This is a genomic window from Pseudomonas sp. NPDC086581 (assembly GCF_044746165.1).
Taxonomy (GTDB): domain Bacteria; phylum Pseudomonadota; class Gammaproteobacteria; order Pseudomonadales; family Pseudomonadaceae; genus Pseudomonas.
Genome location: NZ_JBIVBR010000010.1, coordinates 19,697 through 38,110 on the forward strand (window position 1 = coordinate 19,697; position 18,414 = coordinate 38,110).

General features: G+C 65.7%; 19 protein-coding genes. 7 read left to right on the forward strand and 12 right to left on the reverse strand.

Going from position 1 to position 18,414, the window contains the following annotated elements:
- Positions 1-31 precede the first annotated feature (31 nt).
- Together recG and ACIPK7_RS20035 are read right to left on the reverse strand one after the other, a co-directional pair.
- Positions 32-2,107, reverse strand: a complete 2,076-nt coding sequence (recG, locus tag ACIPK7_RS20030) for an ATP-dependent DNA helicase RecG (RefSeq protein WP_192433420.1) — start codon at positions 2,105-2,107, stop codon at positions 32-34.
- Positions 2,104-3,036, reverse strand: coding sequence for a hydrogen peroxide-inducible genes activator (locus ACIPK7_RS20035; protein ID WP_192433418.1), 933 nt, complete (start codon positions 3,034-3,036; stop codon positions 2,104-2,106). The genes recG and ACIPK7_RS20035 overlap by 4 nt, the downstream gene beginning before the upstream one ends.
- A 95-nt stretch (positions 3,037-3,131) precedes the next feature.
- Here ACIPK7_RS20035 and ACIPK7_RS20040 point away from each other — a divergent pair, with 95 nt between their 5' ends.
- The 3 genes from ACIPK7_RS20040 (at position 3,132) to ACIPK7_RS20050 (ending at position 5,492) form a co-directional block, all read left to right on the forward strand.
- The gene (locus ACIPK7_RS20040) at positions 3,132-4,001 is read left to right on the forward strand and encodes an NAD-dependent epimerase/dehydratase family protein (protein WP_192433416.1); all 870 of its coding nucleotides are present in this window, start codon (positions 3,132-3,134) and stop codon (positions 3,999-4,001) included.
- Positions 4,001-4,801, forward strand: a complete 801-nt coding sequence (locus tag ACIPK7_RS20045; protein WP_401089771.1) for an AraC family transcriptional regulator — start codon at positions 4,001-4,003, stop codon at positions 4,799-4,801. The genes ACIPK7_RS20040 and ACIPK7_RS20045 overlap by 1 nt, the downstream gene beginning before the upstream one ends.
- Positions 4,802-4,868: 67 nt before the next feature.
- A complete protein-coding gene (locus ACIPK7_RS20050) occupies positions 4,869-5,492 on the forward strand; it encodes a LysE family translocator (protein WP_192433412.1) in 624 nt (207 codons plus the stop codon).
- 33 nt (positions 5,493-5,525) lie between these two features.
- Here the strand turns inward: ACIPK7_RS20050 and ACIPK7_RS20055 are convergent, their stop codons facing one another.
- From ACIPK7_RS20055 to ACIPK7_RS20080, 6 genes are all read right to left on the reverse strand, one after another.
- Positions 5,526-6,260 carry a hypothetical protein gene (locus tag ACIPK7_RS20055; protein ID WP_192433410.1) on the reverse strand — a complete coding sequence of 245 codons (735 nt, stop codon included), beginning with the start codon at positions 6,258-6,260 and terminating at the stop codon, positions 5,526-5,528.
- Between the two features lie 58 nt (positions 6,261-6,318).
- A complete protein-coding gene (locus tag ACIPK7_RS20060; RefSeq protein WP_017520704.1) occupies positions 6,319-6,699 on the reverse strand; it encodes a RidA family protein in 381 nt (126 codons plus the stop codon).
- Between the two features lie 22 nt (positions 6,700-6,721).
- On the reverse strand, positions 6,722-8,830 hold the full coding sequence (gene spoT / locus ACIPK7_RS20065; protein WP_192433408.1) for a bifunctional GTP diphosphokinase/guanosine-3',5'-bis pyrophosphate 3'-pyrophosphohydrolase: 2,109 nt from the start codon (positions 8,828-8,830) through the stop codon (positions 6,722-6,724).
- Between the two features lie 60 nt (positions 8,831-8,890).
- Positions 8,891-9,157 (reverse strand): DNA-directed RNA polymerase subunit omega, encoded by a 267-nt coding sequence (gene rpoZ, locus ACIPK7_RS20070; RefSeq protein ID WP_045217709.1) that lies wholly within the window; start codon positions 9,155-9,157, stop codon positions 8,891-8,893.
- A 99-nt stretch (positions 9,158-9,256) separates the two neighbouring features.
- Positions 9,257-9,868: a guanylate kinase gene (gene gmk / locus ACIPK7_RS20075; protein ID WP_192433406.1), complete on the reverse strand. Its 612-nt coding sequence runs from the start codon at positions 9,866-9,868 to the stop codon at positions 9,257-9,259.
- A 46-nt stretch (positions 9,869-9,914) separates the two neighbouring features.
- Positions 9,915-10,778: a YicC/YloC family endoribonuclease gene (locus ACIPK7_RS20080; protein ID WP_192433404.1), complete on the reverse strand. Its 864-nt coding sequence runs from the start codon at positions 10,776-10,778 to the stop codon at positions 9,915-9,917.
- Between the two features lie 166 nt (positions 10,779-10,944).
- On the opposite strand from ACIPK7_RS20080, the gene rph reads away from it, so the two are divergent.
- Both rph and ACIPK7_RS20090 read left to right on the forward strand, forming a co-directional pair.
- Complete coding sequence (gene rph / locus ACIPK7_RS20085; RefSeq protein WP_192433402.1) at positions 10,945-11,664, forward strand: ribonuclease PH; 720 nt, start codon at positions 10,945-10,947, stop codon at positions 11,662-11,664.
- A 49-nt stretch (positions 11,665-11,713) separates the two neighbouring features.
- On the forward strand, positions 11,714-12,085 hold the full coding sequence (locus ACIPK7_RS20090; protein ID WP_401089775.1) for a DUF4870 domain-containing protein: 372 nt from the start codon (positions 11,714-11,716) through the stop codon (positions 12,083-12,085).
- A 73-nt stretch (positions 12,086-12,158) separates the two neighbouring features.
- Here the strand turns inward: ACIPK7_RS20090 and ACIPK7_RS20095 are convergent, their stop codons facing one another.
- Positions 12,159-12,938 (reverse strand): exodeoxyribonuclease III, encoded by a 780-nt coding sequence (locus tag ACIPK7_RS20095; RefSeq protein WP_045217700.1) that lies wholly within the window; start codon positions 12,936-12,938, stop codon positions 12,159-12,161.
- A gap of 81 nt (positions 12,939-13,019) precedes the next feature.
- On the opposite strand from ACIPK7_RS20095, the gene pyrE reads away from it, so the two are divergent.
- Together pyrE and ACIPK7_RS20105 are read left to right on the forward strand one after the other, a co-directional pair.
- A complete protein-coding gene (pyrE, locus tag ACIPK7_RS20100) occupies positions 13,020-13,661 on the forward strand; it encodes an orotate phosphoribosyltransferase (protein WP_045217699.1) in 642 nt (213 codons plus the stop codon).
- A gap of 20 nt (positions 13,662-13,681) precedes the next feature.
- The gene (locus ACIPK7_RS20105) at positions 13,682-14,302 is read left to right on the forward strand and encodes a DUF4124 domain-containing protein (protein WP_192433400.1); all 621 of its coding nucleotides are present in this window, start codon (positions 13,682-13,684) and stop codon (positions 14,300-14,302) included.
- A gap of 15 nt (positions 14,303-14,317) precedes the next feature.
- Here the strand turns inward: ACIPK7_RS20105 and ACIPK7_RS20110 are convergent, their stop codons facing one another.
- Genes ACIPK7_RS20110 through ACIPK7_RS20120 form a run of 3 tightly spaced genes read right to left on the reverse strand, consistent with a single transcriptional unit; the run spans position 14,318 to position 18,380 of the window.
- Positions 14,318-14,764: a thioesterase family protein gene (locus ACIPK7_RS20110; protein WP_192433398.1), complete on the reverse strand. Its 447-nt coding sequence runs from the start codon at positions 14,762-14,764 to the stop codon at positions 14,318-14,320.
- 59 nt (positions 14,765-14,823) lie between these two features.
- Positions 14,824-15,729, reverse strand: coding sequence for an acetylglutamate kinase (argB, locus tag ACIPK7_RS20115; protein WP_192433396.1), 906 nt, complete (start codon positions 15,727-15,729; stop codon positions 14,824-14,826).
- A 26-nt stretch (positions 15,730-15,755) separates the two neighbouring features.
- The gene (locus ACIPK7_RS20120; protein WP_401089778.1) at positions 15,756-18,380 is read right to left on the reverse strand and encodes a phosphomannomutase/phosphoglucomutase; all 2,625 of its coding nucleotides are present in this window, start codon (positions 18,378-18,380) and stop codon (positions 15,756-15,758) included.
- Positions 18,381-18,414 lie beyond the last annotated feature (34 nt).

Consider the following 18,414-nt stretch of genomic DNA (forward strand, 5'->3'; position numbering starts at 1 on the left):
GCAGTCAACTGACCGATGAAAGTGAAATAGATCACACTTGTCCGTATTGCTGCCCGTGTCTCAGCCAGCGTGCCAGCAGTGGGCTGACCGATTGCGGCCAGTGTGCCAGCAGGGCCTGGGCGGCATCGCGCACCGCCGGCAGCAGGTCGGCGTCGCGCATCAGGTCGGCCACCTTGAATTGCAGCAGGCCGGTCTGGCGAGTGCCGAGCATTTCGCCGGGACCGCGCAGCTCCAGGTCCTTTTCGGCGATGACGAAGCCGTCGCAGGTCTCGCGCATGATGCCCAGGCGCTCGCGGCCGATCTGCGACAGCGGCGGATGGTAGAGCAGCACGCAGTGGCTCGCCGCGCTGCCCCGGCCCACGCGGCCGCGCAACTGGTGCAGCTGGGCCAGGCCCAGGCGCTCGGGGTTCTCGATGATCATCAGGCTGGCGTTAGGCACGTCCACGCCGACCTCGATCACCGTGGTGGCGACCAGCAACTGCAGCAGGCCTTCCTTGAAGGCTTCCATGACCACGGCCTTGTCTGCCGGCTTCATGCGCCCGTGGATCAGACCGACGCGCAGTTCACCCAGCGCCGAGGAGAGTTCCTCGTAGGTGGTTTCCGCGGCCTGGCAGGTGAGCTCTTCGGATTCCTCGATCAGCGTGCACACCCAATACGCCTGGCGGCCTTCTGCGCAGGCAGCGCGCACTCGCTCGATCACTTCGATGCGGCGGCTATCGGCCACCAACACGGTGTTCACCGGGGTACGGCCGGGTGGCAGCTCGTCGAGGATCGAGGTGTCGAGGTCGGCGTAGGCGCTCATCGCCAGGGTTCGCGGAATGGGCGTGGCGGTCATGATCAGTTGGTGCGGGCAAAGCCGACCGTCGACGCCTTTCTGGCGCAGGGCGAGGCGCTGCTGTACGCCGAAACGGTGCTGTTCGTCGATGATCACCAGGGCTAGACGCTTGAACTTCACCTCGTCCTGGAACAGCGCGTGGGTGCCGACGATCATCGGCGCGCCGCCGGCGATCTGTTCCAGTGCGCTGGCGCGGGCCTTGCCCTTGAGCTTGCCGGCCAGCCAGGCGACCTCAATGCCCAGCGGTTGCAGCCACTTGGTGAAGTTGAGGAAGTGCTGCTCGGCGAGGATCTCGGTCGGCGCCATCAGCGCCACCTGATAGCCGGCTTCCAGCGCCTGCAGGGCCGCGAGGGCGGCAACCACGGTCTTGCCGGCGCCGACGTCGCCCTGCACCAGCCGCAGCATGGGTTCGGGCTGGGCAAGGTCGTAGGCGATTTCCGCGCCGACGCGCTGCTGCGCACCGGTGGGTTTGAAGCCGAGGTTCTTCAGGTAAAGCGCTGGTAATTTCTTGGCCGGCGGCAGCTGCGGCGCGGCCTGGGAGCGAACACTTTCGCGCAGGCGTTGTAGCGACAGCTGGTGGGTCAGCAGTTCCTCGAAGGCGAGGCGGTGCTGGGCCCAGTGGCGGCCTTCGGCGAGCTCTTCCAGGTCGGCGTCCGGCGGCGGCCGGTGCAGGTAGCGGATGGCTTCGTCCAGCGGGCCCAGGCGGTAGTCGCGGGCCAGTTCCGCCGGCAGCCAGTCCGGCAGGCTCGACGGGCCCAGGCGCGCCAGGGTCTGCTCGCTGAGCTGGCGCAGGCGCTGCTGGGTGAGGCCTTCGGTGGTCGGGTAGATCGGCGTCAGCGTCTGCTCCACCGGCGCCGCGGCGGCGTCGGTGAGGGAGCGGTACTCGGGGTGGTAGATCTCCAGACCCGAGGCGCCTGGGCGAGCCTCGCCGTAGCAACGCAGGTGCGTGCCGCGCTTGAGGTTCTCCTTCTGCGCCTGGCTGAAGTGGTAGAAGCGCAGGCTCAGGGTGCCGGTACCGTCCTGCAGGCGCACCAATAGACTGCGGCGCTTGCCCATCACCACGTCGGCGCCGGAGACCACGCCTTCGACCACCGCATCCTGCCCCGGACGCAGCGCGCCGATGGGGGTGATGCGGGTGCGATCCTGGTAGCGCAGCGGCAGGTGGAAGAGGATGTCCTGGAGATTCTCCAGGCCGACCTTCGCCAGCTTCTCTTCCAGCGCGGCGCCCACGCCCTTGAGCGCGGTGACCGGGACGTTCGACAGATCGGTCATGCCGGCTCGGCTTCACCCTTGACGGTCGGTTTGGCGACCGAGCACAGGCGGATCGAGTCGGCCAGCACCTCGATGGCGCGCGGCCGCGGGAAGCTGGCGCGCCAGGCGATGGCGACGGTGCGCTTGGGCACTGGCGCACTGAACGGGCGCACTTCCAGCACGCCCGGTGCGTAGTGGTGGCTGTCCACGGCGGAGAACGGCAGCACCGACACGCCAAGGCCGGAGGCGACCATGTGACGGATGGTTTCCAGCGAGCTGGACTCCACCGTGGTGTGCTTGTTTTCGCCGCCCTTGTGGGTGGTCGGGCAGGCTTCGAGCACCTGGTCGCGGAAGCAGTGGCCCTCGCCGAGCAGCAGCAGGCTCTTGTCGTTGAGCAGCTCCGGGTCGATGGTCTTCTTCGCGGTCCACTGGTGGTCCGCCGGCATCAGCACGTAGAAGGGCTCGTCGAACAGCTGCAGGGTCAGCACATCGGCTTCCTGGAAGGGCAGGGCGATGATGATTGCGTCCAGCTCGCCGGTGCGCAGCTTGTCGCGCAGGATGTGGGTGAAGTTTTCCTCGATGTACAGCGGCATCTGCGGGGCGACCCGGTGCAGCTGCGGGATCAGGTGCGGGAACAGGTACGGGCCGATGGTGTAGATGGCGCCGACCTTGAGCGGCGAGGTCAGCTGGTTCTTGCCGGCCTGGGCCAGTTCGCGGATGCCCTGGGCCTGCTCCAGCACCTTCTGCGCCTGCGCCACGATGCCTTCGCCGACCGGGGTCAGGCGCACCGCACTCTTGCTGCGCTCGAAGATCAGCACGCCGAGCTCGTCTTCCAGCTTCTTCACGCCCACCGAGAGCGTCGGCTGGCTGACGTGGCAGCGTTCCGCGGCGCGGCCGAAATGTTGCTCCTGGGCAAGCGTGACGATGTAGCGCAGTTCGGTAAGGGTCATGGCGACTAAGTCCGTTGAGGTGGCCCAAGCATAGCGGCTGCACCGCCGCGAACCAACCGCGCTAAACTGCCGAGCTTTGATTCGCGGAGCCAAGCATGAGCAAGAGCACCTTCCCCAGCCTGATGGTCGTCGGTTGCGGCGACGTCGGCAGCCGCCTGGGACGCCAGCTGGCCGCCCGCGACTGGCGCGTCCATGGCCTGCGCCGCAACGTTGCCGCGCTGCCGCTGGAAGTGCTGCCGGTGGCCGGTGACCTCGGCCAGCTGGAATGCCCGGACACCTGGCCGGTGGGCAAGCTGGACTATCTGGTGTTCTGCGCCGCCGCGACCCAGCACGACGAGGCAGGATATCGCGCGGCCTATGTCGAAGGCCTGCGCAATACCCTCGGCTGGCTACAGCAGCGCGGGCAGTTGCCCAAGCGTCTGCTGTTCGTCTCCAGCAGCGGCGTGTACGCCCAGCGCGATGGCGAGTGGGTTGACGAGACCTCGCCCGCCCAGGCCCAGAGCTATTCGGGCAGCGTGATGCTCGAGGCCGAGCAGCTGGCGCTGCAGAGCGGCATTCCTGCCAGCATCGTGCGCCTCACCGGCATCTACGGCCCCGGTCGCGAGTGGTTGCTCAAGCAGGTGCGCGAGGGCTACCGCGTCGCCAGCGAGCCGCCGCTGTACGCAAATCGCATCCATGCCGAAGACGCCGCCGGCCTGCTCGCCGCGCTGTTGGAGGCCGATCGCGGCGGCGTCGCGCTGGAAGACTGTTACCTCGGCGTCGACAACGAGCCGGCGGCGCTGCATGAGGTAGTCGGCTGGCTGCGTAACCAGTTGGGCGTCACCCACTGGGCCGACGAGCAGACCGTGCGCCGCGCCGGCAGCAAGCGCTGCAGCAACGCCCGCGCTCGCGCGCTGGGCTGGGAGCCGCGCTACCCGAGCTTCCGCGAAGGCTACGCGGCCATCCTCGCGGGCAAGCAGGACTGATGGACGCCAACCGGCTGCTGGCGCGCCCCTGGTTACCGGGAGTGGAGTTGTTCCATGCGGACTTCTCCGGCCAGCCGTTCGGGCGCCACAGCCACGACGCCTTCGCCATCGGCGCCATCCTGCACGGCGCGGGCGGCTACCAGTGCCGCGGCGCGCACCACGTGCTGCCTGCCGGCACCCTGTCGCTGATGAACCCGGAGGAGCCGCACACCGGCAACGCCGAGTCCGAGCGCCTGGTCTATCGCATGCTCTACATCGAGGAATCGCGGCTGCTACCGCTGCTGGGCCGCAAACAGTTGCCGCGCGGCTTCCAGGCGCTCAATCCGCACGATGACGGGCAGGTGGCCGAGGCGCTGCGGCGCGTCGCCACGGAGTTCGAACGCAACGACGCGCTGGCGCTGGAGAGCGAACTGCTGGCGCTGCTGGAGCTGGTGTTCGTCCGCCACGGCGGCATGCGCCCGACTGCGTCGGCATCCCGCGACGGCAGCGTCACCGCGAAGTTGCGTGACTACCTGGAAGCGCATTACCGCGAAGCGGTCAGCCTCGAAGAACTCGCGGCGCTCCTGCAACGCCATCCGCGCCACCTGATCGAAGCCTTCCGCAACGCCTACGGCGTGCCGCCCCACACCTACCTGCTGCAGCGGCGCATCCGCGAGGCCAAGCGCCTGCTGGTGGCTGGCGAGAAGCCGCTGGAGGTCGCGTTGAGCCTGGGGTTCTACGACCAGGCGCATTTTTCCGGCACCTTCCGCCGCTTTACCGGCGTCACGCCCGGACGCTTCCTGCGCGCCACGCGCACCTGACTTTCTTCCAAGACCGGTGAACCCCGACGCTCCCAGACTGCGCGACGCCGCTATCCGGGAGATCACCATGTTCGCCGCCTTCGCGCTGGTCGCCAGCACCCACTTCGCCGCCCTGCTGTCACCGGGGCCGGACTTCTTCCTGCTGATCCGCGCCGCGCTGCTGCGCGGTCGTTGCCATGCCGATGGCTGCGCGGCGGGCATCGCCCTGGCCAATCTGGCGAGCATGCTGCTGGTGCTGTTCGTTCTCGGTCTGTTGCCGGAAGTGGCCAGCCACGGGCTGCGGGTGGTGCAGTTGCTGGGTGGCGTCTACTTCGTCTGGCTCGGCGCGCAGGCGCTGCTGGCGCGTCGGGAGCTGGAGATTCCCACTGATCTGGGGCTGCAGCGCAGTGGAGGATTTCTGCGGGGGATGCGCGAAGGCCTGCTGGCCAGCAGCCTGAACCCCAAGCTGCCGATCTTCTACACCGGGCTGTTCGGCGTGCTCGGGCAGTTCCGCCTGCCGGGCTGGGCGCTGGGCGTGTGCGTGCTGTGGATGGGCGCGGTGGTGCTGCTGTGGGACATGGCGCTGGTGCGCCTGCTGGATCGCCCGCGCTGGCGCGGTTGGCTGAAGCGTCGGGTCACGGCGCTGGACCGCCTGTGCGGCGGCCTGCTGCTGGCGCTGGGTGGCTGGCTGCTGTGGAGCGGGCTGCGCTGAAGACTGTCATTCGCGACCGCCTGCTCGCACGGATCAGTCGCGCTCCAGCGTCCAGACCTTGTTGCCGGGCGCGTACTGCGGCATCTCGTCGGACTGGGCGCGGTTCACCGCCTCGAACAACTCCAGCTTGTCGCCGTCGCGCTCGAAGAGGAACTCGCGCCCCTGCTGGCCCTGTTGCAGCCAGATGCTGTCGTTGTCGCCGCTCATGGCCGCGCAGTCGCCGGCCAGGCACAGCGCGTAGCGATCGAAGCCGGGCATGCCTTCGAGGCTGCCGTTGGCGGCGAACTTGACCTTGCTGCCCTTGCCTTCGCCTTCCTCGATGATCCAGGTGCCGCTGAGGTAGGCGGCGTAGAGGGCGTTTTCGAAGGTGCTGCCGGCCGGGCTCTGCGCGGCGGGCTGCTGCTTGGGACGCAGGAAGCGCTGCTCGGGCCAATTGTCGCTGCCTACCTGCACCAGCTCCTTGCCGTCCAGCTCCAGGGATTCCTGGTTGCTGCCGTAGAAGTCGACGCGGTAGTGCTTGGGATCTTCGGCGGTCAGCTGGCCTTCGCCGAGCTCGAAGCCGTTGCTGAAGGTGGCTTGGCTAGCCTTGGTGTCCAGCTTCCATTCCAGGTTCGGGCCGTAGGCCAGCAGCGCCTCGCGCAGCTTGCCGCCCTTGCCGGCGGCATCGATGGCGGCCTGGTTGACCCAGACGCCGGAAGGGTCGGACGGGGTGCCGGCGCAGCCGGTGAGCAGGCCGATCAGGGCGCTCAGGATCAGGGCGCGACGCATGTTTGCTCCTTGCAGACAAAAGAACGGGGCCCTGAAGGCCCCGTTCGGGAGGTACGGCTTATTCCAGGACGACGATGGCGTCCATCTCGACCTGGGCGCCCTTGGGCAGGGCGGCTACGCCGATGGCGGCGCGAGCCGGGTAGGGCTGGACGAAGTACTTGCCCATGATCTCGTTGACCTTGGCGAAGTGCGACAGGTCGGTGAGGAAGATGTTCAGCTTGGCGACGTCGTGCAGGTAGCCGCCGGAAGCCTCGATCACGGCTTTCAGGTTTTCGAAGACCTGGACGGTCTGCTCTTCGAAGCCTTCGACCAGTTCCATGGTTTTCGGGTCCAGCGGGATCTGGCCGGAGACATAGACGGTGTTGCCAGCCTTGATCGCCTGGGAGTAGGTGCCGATGGCGGCCGGGGCTTTGTCGGTGTGGATAACGGTCTTGGTCATGTCGACTCCTAACGGGGTGGGATCAGCTGCGCATGCGGGTGATGCGAATCACGCCCTTGAGCGCGCGCAGCTTCTTGATGACGCGGGCCAGGTGCACACGGTCATGCACGCTGACGACGAGCTGGACGACGCTGATGCGACCGTCGCGCTCGTCCATGCTGATCTTCTCGATGTTGCCGTCGGCGGCGTTGACGCTGGTCGCCAGCAGGGCGATCAAGCCGCGCTGGTGTTCCAGCTCGACACGCAGTTCAACGTTGAATTCGCCGGTGACATCCTTGGCCCAGCTGAGCTGGATGCATTTTTCCGGATTGTGGCGGATTTCGCTGATGTTCCGGCAGTTCTCCAGGTGCACGACCATGCCCTTGCCGGCCGACAGGTGGCCGACGATCGGGTCGCCGGGAATCGGCGTGCAGCACTTGGCGTAGCTGAGCACCAGGCCTTCTGTACCGCGGATCGCCAGCGGCCCTTCGGCGCTGGGCGCTTCCTCGCCTTCGCTGGACAGCAGGCGGCGTGCGACCACGTAGGCCATGCGGTTGCCCAGGCCGATCTCTTCGAGCAGGTCCTCGAAGACTTCCATGCGGTATTCGTTGAGCACGCCCTGGATGCGTTCCTGCGGGATCTTTTCCAGGTGGCTGTCGAAGCCGGCCAGGGTCTTGTTCAGCAGGCGCTCGCCGAGGTTGATCGACTCGGAGCGGCGTTGCAGCTTGAGCGCGTGGCGGATGTGCGTGCGCGCCTTGCCGGTGACCACGAAGTTCAGCCAGGCCGGGTTCGGCCGGGTGCCCGGCGCGGTGACGATTTCCACTGTCGCGCCGCTCTGCAGCGGTTCGGACAGCGGCGCCAGGCGGCGGTTGATGCGGCAGGCGATGCAGCTGTTGCCGACGTCGGTGTGCACCGCGTAGGCGAAGTCCACCGCCGTGGAGCCCTTGGGCAGCTCCATGATGCGGCCCTTGGGCGTGAAGACGTAGACCTCGTCCGGGAACAGGTCGATCTTCACGTTCTCGATGAATTCCAGCGAGTTTCCGGCGCGTTGCTGCAGTTCGAGGATGCCCTTCACCCACTGGCGGGCGCGGGCATGGGTGCCTTTCTGCGCTTCCTCTTCGCTGGACTTGTACAGCCAGTGCGCGGCGATGCCGTGGTTGGCCATCTCTTCCATCTCGCGGGTGCGGATCTGGATCTCGATGGGCACGCCGTGCATCCCGAACAGCGTGGTGTGCAACGACTGGTAGCCGTTGGCCTTGGGAATCGCGATGTAGTCCTTGAAGCGACCGGGGAACGGCTTGTACAGGTTGTGCACGGCGCCGAGCACGCGGTAGCAGGTGTCGACCTTGTCGACCACGATGCGGAAGGCGTAGACGTCCATGATCTCGTTGAACGCCTTTCGCTTGCCGCGCATCTTCTTGTAGATGCTGAACAGGTGCTTCTCGCGGCCCAGGACCTGGCCTTCCATGTTTTCGCGGGCGAGGCAGTTGACCAGCGATTCCTGGATCTTGCCGACGATCTCGCGGCGGTTGCCACGGGCCTTCTTCACCGCCTGGCGGATGCGCTCGGAGCGCATCGGATGCATGGCCTTGAAGCCCAGGTCCTCGAATTCCACGCGCATGCTGTGCATGCCCAGCCGGTTGGCGATGGGTGCGTAGATTTCCAGGGTTTCCTTGGCAATGCGCCGGCGCTTCTCGCCGGATAGCACTTCCAGCGTGCGCATGTTATGCAGGCGGTCGGCCAGCTTCACCAGGATCACGCGGATATCGCGCGCCATGGCCATGGCCATCTTCTGGAAGTTCTCGGCCTGCGCCTCGGCCTTGGACTCGAAGTTCATCTGGGTCAGCTTGCTGACCCCGTCCACCAGTTCCGAGACGGTTTCGCCGAACTGCGCGGTGAGCGCTTCCTTGGCGATGCCGGTGTCCTCGATCACGTCGTGCAGCATGGCTGCCATCAGGCTCTGATGGTCCATGTGCATGTCGGCGAGGATATTGGCGACGGCGAGCGGATGGGTGACGTAAGCCTCGCCGCTGCGGCGGCGTTGCCCGTCGTGGGCTTGCTCGGCGTAGTAGTAGGCGCGACGGACCAGGTTTACCTGGTCCGGGCCCAGATAGCTCGACAGACGATCGGCGAAGGCGTCTATGCTCGGCATGGGTCTACCCCCTGCCGAGCGGCCAGTCGTGGTGCACCGATTCGTCGGCCAGACATCGACTTACAGGGCCTCGTTGTTGGCCTCGTCTTCGAAGGCAGCGAACAGCGGTTCTTCTTCAACCACGTCCTCCAGCAGAACGATTTCGTTGTCGATCAGGCCGGAAGCGATTTCACGCAGGGCGACGACGGTGGGCTTGTCGTTTTCCCACGGTACCTTCGGCTCTTTGCCGCCGGTGGCCAGCTGACGCGAACGCTTGGTGGCGAGCATGACCAGCTCGAAACGGTTATCGACGTTGTCCAGGCAGTCTTCAACGGTGACGCGGGCCATGGTGTTCCTCGTACTGAAATGTAGGCCCGGAAAATGCCGGGCGGACTGGATAGTCTAAAAAATCGCCAATCTTTATGGAAGTGCCTTCTCTCGGCGACTTCAGGCCAGCAGGCGTTGCAGCAGCTCGGTGTGACGCTGCTGCTGGGCGTCCTGACGGAGTTGGCGGGCGCGGAAGATCGACTTGAGATCTTCCAGCGCGTGGGCGAAATCGTCGTTGATCACCAGATGGTCGTACTCCACATAGTGGCTCATTTCGCTGACGGCTTCCTGCATGCGCCGCTCGATCACCTCGTTGCTGTCCTGGCCGCGGTTGGTCAGGCGCTGGCGCAGGGCTTCCTGGCTCGGCGGCAGGATGAAGATCGACTGCGCCTGGGGCATCAGCCGGCGCACCTGCTGCGCGCCCTGCCAGTCGATCTCAAGGATCAGGTCGTTGCCTTCGGCGAGGGTCTTCTCGACCCAGCGCTGGGAGGTGCCGTAGAGGTTGTCGAAGACCTGCGCGTGCTCGAGGAATTCGTTGCGATCGAGCATGGCGCGGAAGGTGTCATGGCCGACGAAGTGGTAGTTCACCCCGTCCACTTCGCCCGGGCGCATGCCGCGGGTAGTGTGGGAGACGGAGACGCGCACGCTGGGCATGGCGTCGAGCAGGGCCTTGACCAGGCTGGTCTTGCCGGCGCCCGACGGCGCGGAAACGATGTACAGGGTGCCGGACATGGCGTGTTCCTGGAGTTGCGGTGGATTGGGGCCGGATGCGTCCGGCTTACTCGATATTCTGGACCTGTTCGCGCATCTGCTCGATCAGGACCTTGAGGTTGACCGCGGCCTGGGTGGAGCGCGGATCGAAAGCCTTCGAACCCAGCGTGTTGGCCTCGCGGTTGAGTTCCTGCATCAGGAAGTCCAGGCGTCGGCCGGCGGCGCCGCCAGCCTTGAGCACGCGGCGCACTTCGGTGACGTGGGTGGTCAGGCGATCCAGCTCCTCGGCGACGTCGCTCTTCTGCGCCAGCAGGACCATTTCCTGCTCCAGGCGCTGCGGGTCGAGTTCGGCTTTCATCTCGGTGAAGCGGTCGAGGACTTTCTGGCGCTGGTTGGCGAGCATTTCCGGCACCAACTGGCGTAGGTTGGCCACTTCATCCTGCATGGCCGTCAGGCGCTCGTCGATGATCTTCGAAAGCTCGGCACCTTCGCGGGCGCGGCCGGCCTTGAGTTCATCCAGGGCCTGGGTGAAAGCGGCCAGCGCGCTGGCGTTGAGCGCCTGCGGGTCGGCGGCATCGCCCACCAGTACGCCCGGCCAGGCCAGCACGGCCAGCGGGTCGAGCGGGGCGGGATTCTTGATCAGGTCGGCGACGGTCTCGGCGGCGGCGACCAGTTGCGCGGCGCGCTCGCGGTCGACCTGCAGCGCCTTGCCGGCGTTTTCCTCGTTGAAGCGCAGGGTGCATTCCACCTTGCCGCGCGACAGGCCCTGGCGCAGCGCTTCGCGCACCGCGCCTTCGAGATCGCGGAAGGCTTCGGGCAGGCGCAGGTTGGGCTCGAGGTAGCGGTGGTTGACCGAGCGCAGCTCCCAGCTCAGGGTTCCATGGGTGCTGGCGCGCTCGACGCGGGCGAAGGCGGTCATGCTGTGGACCATGGAGTCACCTCTCAGAATGGGCTGGGAAAACGGCCGACAGGTCGTCGGAAACCGGTAATTGTACCCCAGCGTAGCGCGCCGCAGCACGCTGGCGGTGGTTGCGCCCGTCCGCTGGCCTCTATAATGGCGGACATTCCCCCGCCAGCAATCTGTACAGGATGCCTCCATGAACCGTCCCAGTGGCCGCGCCGCCGACCAACTGCGCCCGATCCGTATCACCCGCCATTACACCAAGCACGCCGAGGGCTCCGTGCTGGTCGAGTTCGGCGACACCAAGGTGATCTGCACCGTCAGCGCCGAATCCGGTGTGCCGCGCTTCCTCAAGGGCCAGGGCCAGGGCTGGCTGACCGCCGAATACGGCATGCTGCCGCGCTCCACCGGCGAGCGTAACCAGCGTGAAGCCGCGCGCGGCAAGCAGGGTGGCCGCACCCTGGAAATCCAGCGCCTGATCGGCCGCTCCCTGCGCGCCGCGCTGGACCTGTCCAAGCTGGGCGAGAACACCCTGTACATCGACTGCGATGTGATCCAGGCCGACGGCGGCACCCGCACCGCTTCCATCACCGGCGCCACCGTCGCGCTGATCGACGCCCTGGCCGTGCTGAAGAAGCGCGGCGCGCTCAAGGGCAACCCGCTCAAGCAGATGGTCGCTGCGGTTTCAGTGGGTATGTACCAGGGCGAGCCGGTGCTGGACCTGGACTACCTGGAAGACTCCGCCGCCGAGACCGACCTGAACGTGGTCATGACCGATGCCGGCGGCTTCATCGAAGTCCAGGGCACCGCCGAGGGCGCCCCCTTCCAGCCGGCCGAGCTGAATGCCATGCTGGAACTGGCGCAGCAAGGCCTGCGCGAGCTGTTCGAGCTGCAGCGCGCTGCGCTGGCAGAATGACCCGACGGGCGGCCAGCCTGCCCGATCTAAAAGTGCAAGGAGCGAAAGGATGAGCGACGAAGTACCGGTACAACAGGTTCAGCCGAGCCAGGAAGCCCGCCAGTGGGCGATGTTCTGCCACTTCGCCGCCTTCCTTGGCTTCATCTTCCCCTTCGGCAACTTGCTCGGGCCGCTGATCGTCTGGCAGATCAAGCGTGAATCGGACCCCTTCGTGGACCGTCAGGGGAAGGAAGCGCTGAACTTCCAGATCACCGTGAGCCTCGCGGTGGTGGTCAGCTGCCTGTTGATGCTGGTGGTGATCGGCTTCTTCCTGCTCGGGCTGGTGAGCATCGGCGCGCTGGTGCTGACCATCATCGCCGGGATCAAAGCCAACGAAGGGCTGGATTACCGCTATCCCTTCATCTGGCGGCCGATCAAGTAAGCGCGCTCCAGACACGAAAAAGCCGGCTCGAAGCCGGCTTTTTTCTGTCCGCCTTGCGGCGGCGCGACAGGACTCAGATGCTTAGGGTCCAGTCGTAATCGACGATCAGCGGCGCATGCTGGGAGAAGCGCGGCTGGCGCGGCAGCTTGGCGCTGCGCACGAAGCGGCGCAGACCCGGCGTGAGGATCTGATAGTCGAAGCGCCAGCCCAGGTTGAGCAGGTCGGCCTGTTCGCTGTCCGGCCACCAGCTGTACTGGTCGCCTTCGCGGTTGACCTCGCGCAGGGCGTCGACATAGCCCATGGTGCCGAAGATCTCATCCATCCAGCCACGCTCCGGCGCCATGAAGCCTGGCGATTGCTGGCATTCGCGCCAGTTCTTCACGTCCAGCTTCTGGTGCGCGACGTACAGCGAGCCGCAATAGATGTATTCGCGGCGCTTGCGGCGCTGCTTGTTCATGTACTGGGCGAAATCGTCCATGAACTTGAACTTGTGGTTCAGGTTCTCGTCCCCTTCCTGCCCGGTAGGCAGCAGGAGAGTGGCGATACTCACCTTATCGAAATCGGCTTGCAGGTAGCGCCCGTAACGATCGGCCATCTCGAAACCCAGGCCGCTTATGACAGCCTTGGGTTGCAGACGACTATAGATTGCGACGCCGCCCTGACTGGGCACTTCGGCATCGCAGGCGTACAGGAAGTAGCCATCCAGTTGGTAGGATGGGTCATCCAGATCGAAAGCGGAGGCGCGGGTATCCTGCAAGCAGATCACGTCGGCATTCTGGGCTTGCAGCCAACTGAGCAAACCACGCTCGGCTGCAGCCTGAATACCATTCACGTTCACACTGATGATCCGCATAAATGGCCCCCAAAATCACGTGTGTGTATGATACCCGAGCTCAAACGGTTTAGCTAAATTCATACCGGCCGGTTCTCTCCCATGCAGCCATATCAACGCGATTTCATCCGCTTCGCCATCGAGCGCGGCGTTCTTCGCTTCGGCGAATTCACCCTCAAGTCCGGGCGTACCAGTCCGTACTTCTTCAATGCCGGTCTGTTCAACACCGGTGTTGCGCTGTCCCAGCTGGGTCGTTTCTACGCCAGCGCAGTGGTTGACAGCGGCATACCTTTCGACGTGTTGTTCGGGCCTGCCTATAAAGGAATCCCGCTGGCGGCCGCTACAGCCATTGCGCTGGCGGAACAGCATGGTCGCGACCTGCCCTGGTGCTTCAACCGCAAGGAAGCCAAGGACCACGGCGAAGGCGGCACGCTGGTCGGCGCACCGCTGACTGGCCGCGCGCTGATCATCGACGACGTGATCACCGCCGGCACCGCGATCCGCGAGGTCATGCAGATCATCGACGCACAAGGGGCTCAGGCCGCTGGTGTGCTGATTGCACTGAACCGCCAGGAGCGCGGCAAGGGCGAGCTGTCGGCGATCCAGGAAGTTGAACGGGACTTTTCGATCCCGGTCGTAAGCATTGTCTCGCTTGAGCAAGTGCTGGAGTATCTGGCCGGCGACGGGCAGCTCAAGCAGCATCTCGCGGCCGTCGAGGCCTATCGGGCGCAGTACGGTATCTAACCGGAACAAGGGTGTCGGGCATGGCCAAGCAGGGTGCTTACCGTTACAGGGTGTTGATGGGGCTTCTGGGGGTCATGCTCGCCGGCCAGGTGGCAGCTGCCGGCCAGCCGACCAGCCAGGTCGAGATGTACCGCTACGTCAATGACAAGGGCATCACCGTCATCGACCGCCTTGGCGTGCCGCCGCAGTACATCGGCAAGGGCTACCAGGTGCTCAACGACCAGGGTCGGGTGATTCGCGAGGTGCCGCCGGCGCCGACCGCCGCCGAGATCGAGCAGCGCAAGGCGGATGCCGCACGAGCCAGTTCCGATCAACAACTGATGCGCATGTACACCAGCGTGGATGACGTTGACCGTGCCCGTGATCGCAAGCTCGCGGAGCTCGATGGGCTGGCCAGCGTGGCCAAGGGCAACCTGCAGTCGCTGAAAACGCAGCAGGCCAACCTGCAGGCCCGCGCTGCCGATCAGGAGCGTGCCGGGCGCCAGGTGCCGGATGACCTGGTCGCACAACTCGCCAACCTACGCAGCGATGAACAGCGTCTGCAGCAGGACATCGCCCGCTATCAGCAGCTGCGTACCCAGGCGCAGAGCAGTTTTGCCGCCGACCGGGCGCGTTTCGCCCAGCTGTCCGGCGGCAACTGAGGTAGACGCCCGCTCTTACTGTTGCGGTGAGACGCGCTCGAATTCGTTGATCTTCCCGCGCAGCCAATCCGGCAGGGGCTGGCTTGTCCGGTCCTCGCCGGCATAGGCGTAGATCAGCTCCCCCAGCGTCAGCAGGTTTTCATCACTCCAGATCGATACCTGGAAGGTCAGGCTGCTGCGGCCCAGTCGGCTCACGCGCACGCCCATTTCCAGCCAGTCGTCGAAGCGCGCGGGCGCCAGGTATTCCAAGGTGGTCTTCACCGCGAACAGGTCGCCGCCGCCGCGCAGCAGGTCGGCCGGGTAGCTCACGCCCAGGTGACGGTAGTACTCGGTGGTGGCGACATCGGCATAGGTCAGGTAGTTGCCATTGAAGACAATGCCCTGCGGGTCGACCTCCGACCAGCGCACGCGCAGGCCGTGGAAGAAGCTGAAGTCGTTGCGGGATACGGGGGACGCGGCCATTCCAAACTCCAGACGCAATGACACCCGCGTGGATCGCTCCAGGCGGGTGTCCTTGTCGATCAGCGTTGCTTGCGATTGGTGATCAGGGTGCCGACACCGCTGTCGGTGAATATCTCCAGCAGCACGGCGTTGGGCACGCGGCCATCGATGATGTGCGCGCTGGTCACGCCGCCCTGCACCGCTTCCAGGGCACAGCGGATCTTCGGCAGCATGCCGCCGTAGATGGTGCCGTCGGCGATCAGCTCGTTGACCTGCTCGGTGGTCAGGCCGGTGAGGACCTGGCCCTGCTTGTCCATCAGGCCGGCGATGTTGGTGAGCAGCATCAGCTTCTCGGCCTTCAGCGCCTCGGCCACCTTGCCGGCCACGAGGTCGGCGTTGATGTTGTAGGACTCGCCGTTGGCGCCCACGCCGATCGGCGCGATGACCGGGATGAAGTCACCGTGTACCAGCATATTCAGCAGGTCGACGTTGACCCCGGTGACCTCGCCCACGTGGCCGATGTCGATGATTTCCGGCTTGGTCATTTCCGGCGTCTGGCGAGTGACGGTGAGCTTTTTCGCGCGGATCAGCTCGGCGTCCTTCCCGGTCAGGCCGATGGCGCTGCCGCCATGACGGTTGATAAGGTTGACGATGTCCTTGTTCACCTGGCCGCCGAGGACCATCTCCACCACGTCCATGGTCTGCGCGTCGGTGACGCGCATGCCATCGATGAAGTGGCTCTCGATCGACAGGCGGCTGAGCAGGTCGCCGATCTGCGGACCACCACCATGGACCACCACCGGGTTGATGCCGACGGCTTTCATCAGCACCACGTCGCGGGCGAAGCTGTTCTTCAGCTCGTCCGTTTCCATGGCGTTGCCGCCGTACTTGATCACCAGCGTCTTGCCGACGAAGCGGCGGATGTAGGGCAGGGCTTCGGCAAGGACGCGGGCAACCTGGGCGGCGTCATCGCGGCTCTGGGTCATGGTGGGCTCCAGCATGTGCTACAGGGTCAGAAGGGCAGGCTGAGGGCGGGGTCGACCGCTTTCAGCTGGGTACGGAACACTTCCTTGATGCGTTCCAGTTCGTCCTGGGAATCCGCCTCGAAACGCAGGACCAGCACCGGAGTGGTGTTGGACGCGCGCACCAGGCCCCAGCCTTTGGGGTAATCCACCCGCACGCCGTCGAGGGTGGTGAGGTTGGCTTCACCCCACTGGCCACGGGCCTGCAGCGCCTCGATCAGGGCGAACTTGCCCTCGTCGGTGACGGTGATGTTGATTTCCGGGGTGGAGATGTCCATCGGGAACGCGGAGAACACGCGCTCGGCGTCGCGCTTGTCCAGGCTGATGATTTCCAGCAGGCGCGCGGCGCTGTAGATGCCGTCGTCAAAGCCGTACCAGCGTTCCTTGAAGAAGATGTGGCCGCTCATCTCGCCAGCGAGCAGTGCGCCGGTTTCCTTCATCTTCTTCTTGATCAGCGAGTGGCCGGTCTTCCACATCACCGGGCGACCGCCGTAGCCGCTGATCAGCGAGATCAGGCGACGGGTGCATTTGACGTCGAAGATGATGTCGGCACCTGGGTTGCGCGAAACCACGTCCTTGGCGAACAGCATCAGCAGGCGGTCGGGGTAGATGATGGTGCCTTCGTTGGTCACCACACCCACGCGGTCGCCGTCGCCGTCGAAGGCCAGGCCGAGGTCGGCGCCGGTCTCTTTCACCTTGGCGATCAGGTCTTCCAGGTTCTCTGGCTTGCCCGGGTCCGGGTGGTGGTTGGGGAAGTTGCCGTCGACGTCGCAATACAGCGGGATCACGGTGCAGCCCAGGGCTTCGATCAACTGCGGAGCGATTACGCCGGCCACGCCGTTGCCGCAGTCCACCACCACTTTCAGCGGCTTGGCCAGGGCGATGTCGTCGCGGATCTGTTGGAAGTAGCGCGGCAGGATGTCGACCTGTTGCACGCTGCCCACGCCGGAGGCGAGGTCACCGGTCTGGATGCGCTCGCGCAGGGCCTGGATCTGCTCGTTGGCCAGGGTCTCGCCAGCGACGACGATCTTGAAGCCGTTGTAGTCCGGCGGGTTGTGGCTGCCGGTGAGCATTACGCCCGACTTGCCTTCCAGGACGTTGGTTGCGTAGTACAGGACTGGAGTCGGCACCATGCCGACGTCGGTGACCTGGCAGCCGCAGTCGAGCAGGCCCTGGATGAGGTGCTGGACCAGCTCGGGGCCGGACAGGCGGCCGTCACGGCCCACGGAGACGCACGGTTCACCGCGCGCAAGGCTTTCGGAGCCGATCGCACGGCCGACCCAGTAGGCGGTCTCGGTGGTCAGGGTGTCGCCGACCACGCCACGGATGTCGTAGGCACGGAAGATGCTGGCGGGCAGTTGCGGGGCTTTAGGCGTGCTCATAGCGGGTGTTTGCTCCAATCCCAGGAGATCCTGGTCTTCATCAAGAATGTCGATGTCCAGAATGTCGGTGTTCTGGAATAGCGGATCGACCAATGGCGTTTCGGTGGCAGCGGGCGGGGCGCTGACAGTAGCGACAGCCGGGGTCGGCTGGGCGGCGACTGCAGGCGCTGCGGGGGCGCTGGCACCCGGTGTTTCGGTCTTGCGGCGCGGCTGACGGGCCAACGCCTGAGCCAGCGCCTGCAGGCTCGGCAGGCTCAGCTCAGGAGCTTTGGCAGTGCGTTGGCCGGCGAGTTCCTGAATGAACTGCCCCAGGGCCTGGGCATCCTTGCTGACCCGGCGCTGCATCGCGCTTTGCGCAAGATAGAGGCCGAGCAGGCCACCTGCCAGCGCGAGCAGCGCGGCGATGCCCAGCAGGGGCGGCGAGTACAGCGGACTGGTGATGCTGGGGCCAGGAGTGAAGCTCAGCTTCCAGTTCGGGTTGCCGCTGGAGACGCTGAGCGGCGCAGCGTCACTGGCCTGGCCGCGCTGTAGCAGCACCTGCGCAGGCGAATTGCCGAACTGCTGGGAAAGCTGCAGCTGACCGATGTCGCTGGACATCGGCGGCAGGCTGCCGAGCAGGCGCTGCAGGTCGACGACCAACAGCAGCGAACCCTGGATCGTGTTGTCCGCACCACGCAGGGCGGAGGGGCTGTAGACCAGCCAGCGGGTGCCGACCTTGTAGGCTTCCGGCGCCACGGCTTGGCCGCTCTCGACGCGATGCAGCATGTCCAGCGCGGCATAGTTGAGCGGGCCGGGGCGTGAAGGGTCCTGCACGGCCTGGCCGCTGGCGTTGAGGTGGACGTCCACCAGAGCGTCCAGATGGCCCTGGGTCAGCGCTTTCTCCAGGGCGGCGATGCGCGCCGGATCATTGCTCTGCAGGGTCGGCAGCAACTGCGAGTCGCTCGCCATGGCGCGGCTGTCCGCAGCCAGCAGGCTCAGCGACTGGCGCAGCGCGCCGGCCTGGCTTTCCGACCAGGCGCTGCTCAGTTGTGCGACGTAGGCCTTGTCCGTCTGACCGAACAGGCTGAACCACAGCAATGCGCCGGCCGCCGCTACGCCGCCGACGGTGAGGACGAGTGCGGGCAGCAGCGGTTTGAGGTCGACCTTGGTCGCCGGCCCTTTGACGGGCTTCTCCGCCGGCACGAGTTCCGGCAGTTCGGCGCTGTCCTTGGCAGTGCGTTGGAAAAGTTTCATGCAACGTCTCCTCGGCGATTCATCCTGAAAGGGA

Coding starts and splice junctions, on each gene's coding strand:
- recG (WP_192433420.1), bottom strand. CDS start 2,107: ATGACCGATCTGTCGAACGTCCCGGTCACCGCGCTCAAGGGCGTGGGC.
- ACIPK7_RS20035 (WP_192433418.1), bottom strand. CDS start 3,036: ATGACCCTTACCGAACTGCGCTACATCGTCACGCTTGCCCAGGAGCAA.
- ACIPK7_RS20040 (WP_192433416.1), top strand. CDS start 3,132: ATGAGCAAGAGCACCTTCCCCAGCCTGATGGTCGTCGGTTGCGGCGAC.
- ACIPK7_RS20045 (WP_401089771.1), top strand. CDS start 4,001: ATGGACGCCAACCGGCTGCTGGCGCGCCCCTGGTTACCGGGAGTGGAG.
- ACIPK7_RS20050 (WP_192433412.1), top strand. CDS start 4,869: ATGTTCGCCGCCTTCGCGCTGGTCGCCAGCACCCACTTCGCCGCCCTG.
- ACIPK7_RS20055 (WP_192433410.1), bottom strand. CDS start 6,260: ATGCGTCGCGCCCTGATCCTGAGCGCCCTGATCGGCCTGCTCACCGGC.
- ACIPK7_RS20060 (WP_017520704.1), bottom strand. CDS start 6,699: ATGACCAAGACCGTTATCCACACCGACAAAGCCCCGGCCGCCATCGGC.
- spoT (WP_192433408.1), bottom strand. CDS start 8,830: ATGCCGAGCATAGACGCCTTCGCCGATCGTCTGTCGAGCTATCTGGGC.
- rpoZ (WP_045217709.1), bottom strand. CDS start 9,157: ATGGCCCGCGTCACCGTTGAAGACTGCCTGGACAACGTCGATAACCGT.
- gmk (WP_192433406.1), bottom strand. CDS start 9,868: ATGTCCGGCACCCTGTACATCGTTTCCGCGCCGTCGGGCGCCGGCAAG.
- ACIPK7_RS20080 (WP_192433404.1), bottom strand. CDS start 10,778: ATGGTCCACAGCATGACCGCCTTCGCCCGCGTCGAGCGCGCCAGCACC.
- rph (WP_192433402.1), top strand. CDS start 10,945: ATGAACCGTCCCAGTGGCCGCGCCGCCGACCAACTGCGCCCGATCCGT.
- ACIPK7_RS20090 (WP_401089775.1), top strand. CDS start 11,714: ATGAGCGACGAAGTACCGGTACAACAGGTTCAGCCGAGCCAGGAAGCC.
- ACIPK7_RS20095 (WP_045217700.1), bottom strand. CDS start 12,938: ATGCGGATCATCAGTGTGAACGTGAATGGTATTCAGGCTGCAGCCGAG.
- pyrE (WP_045217699.1), top strand. CDS start 13,020: ATGCAGCCATATCAACGCGATTTCATCCGCTTCGCCATCGAGCGCGGC.
- ACIPK7_RS20105 (WP_192433400.1), top strand. CDS start 13,682: ATGGCCAAGCAGGGTGCTTACCGTTACAGGGTGTTGATGGGGCTTCTG.
- ACIPK7_RS20110 (WP_192433398.1), bottom strand. CDS start 14,764: ATGGCCGCGTCCCCCGTATCCCGCAACGACTTCAGCTTCTTCCACGGC.
- argB (WP_192433396.1), bottom strand. CDS start 15,729: ATGACCCAGAGCCGCGATGACGCCGCCCAGGTTGCCCGCGTCCTTGCC.
- ACIPK7_RS20120 (WP_401089778.1), bottom strand. CDS start 18,380: ATGAAACTTTTCCAACGCACTGCCAAGGACAGCGCCGAACTGCCGGAA.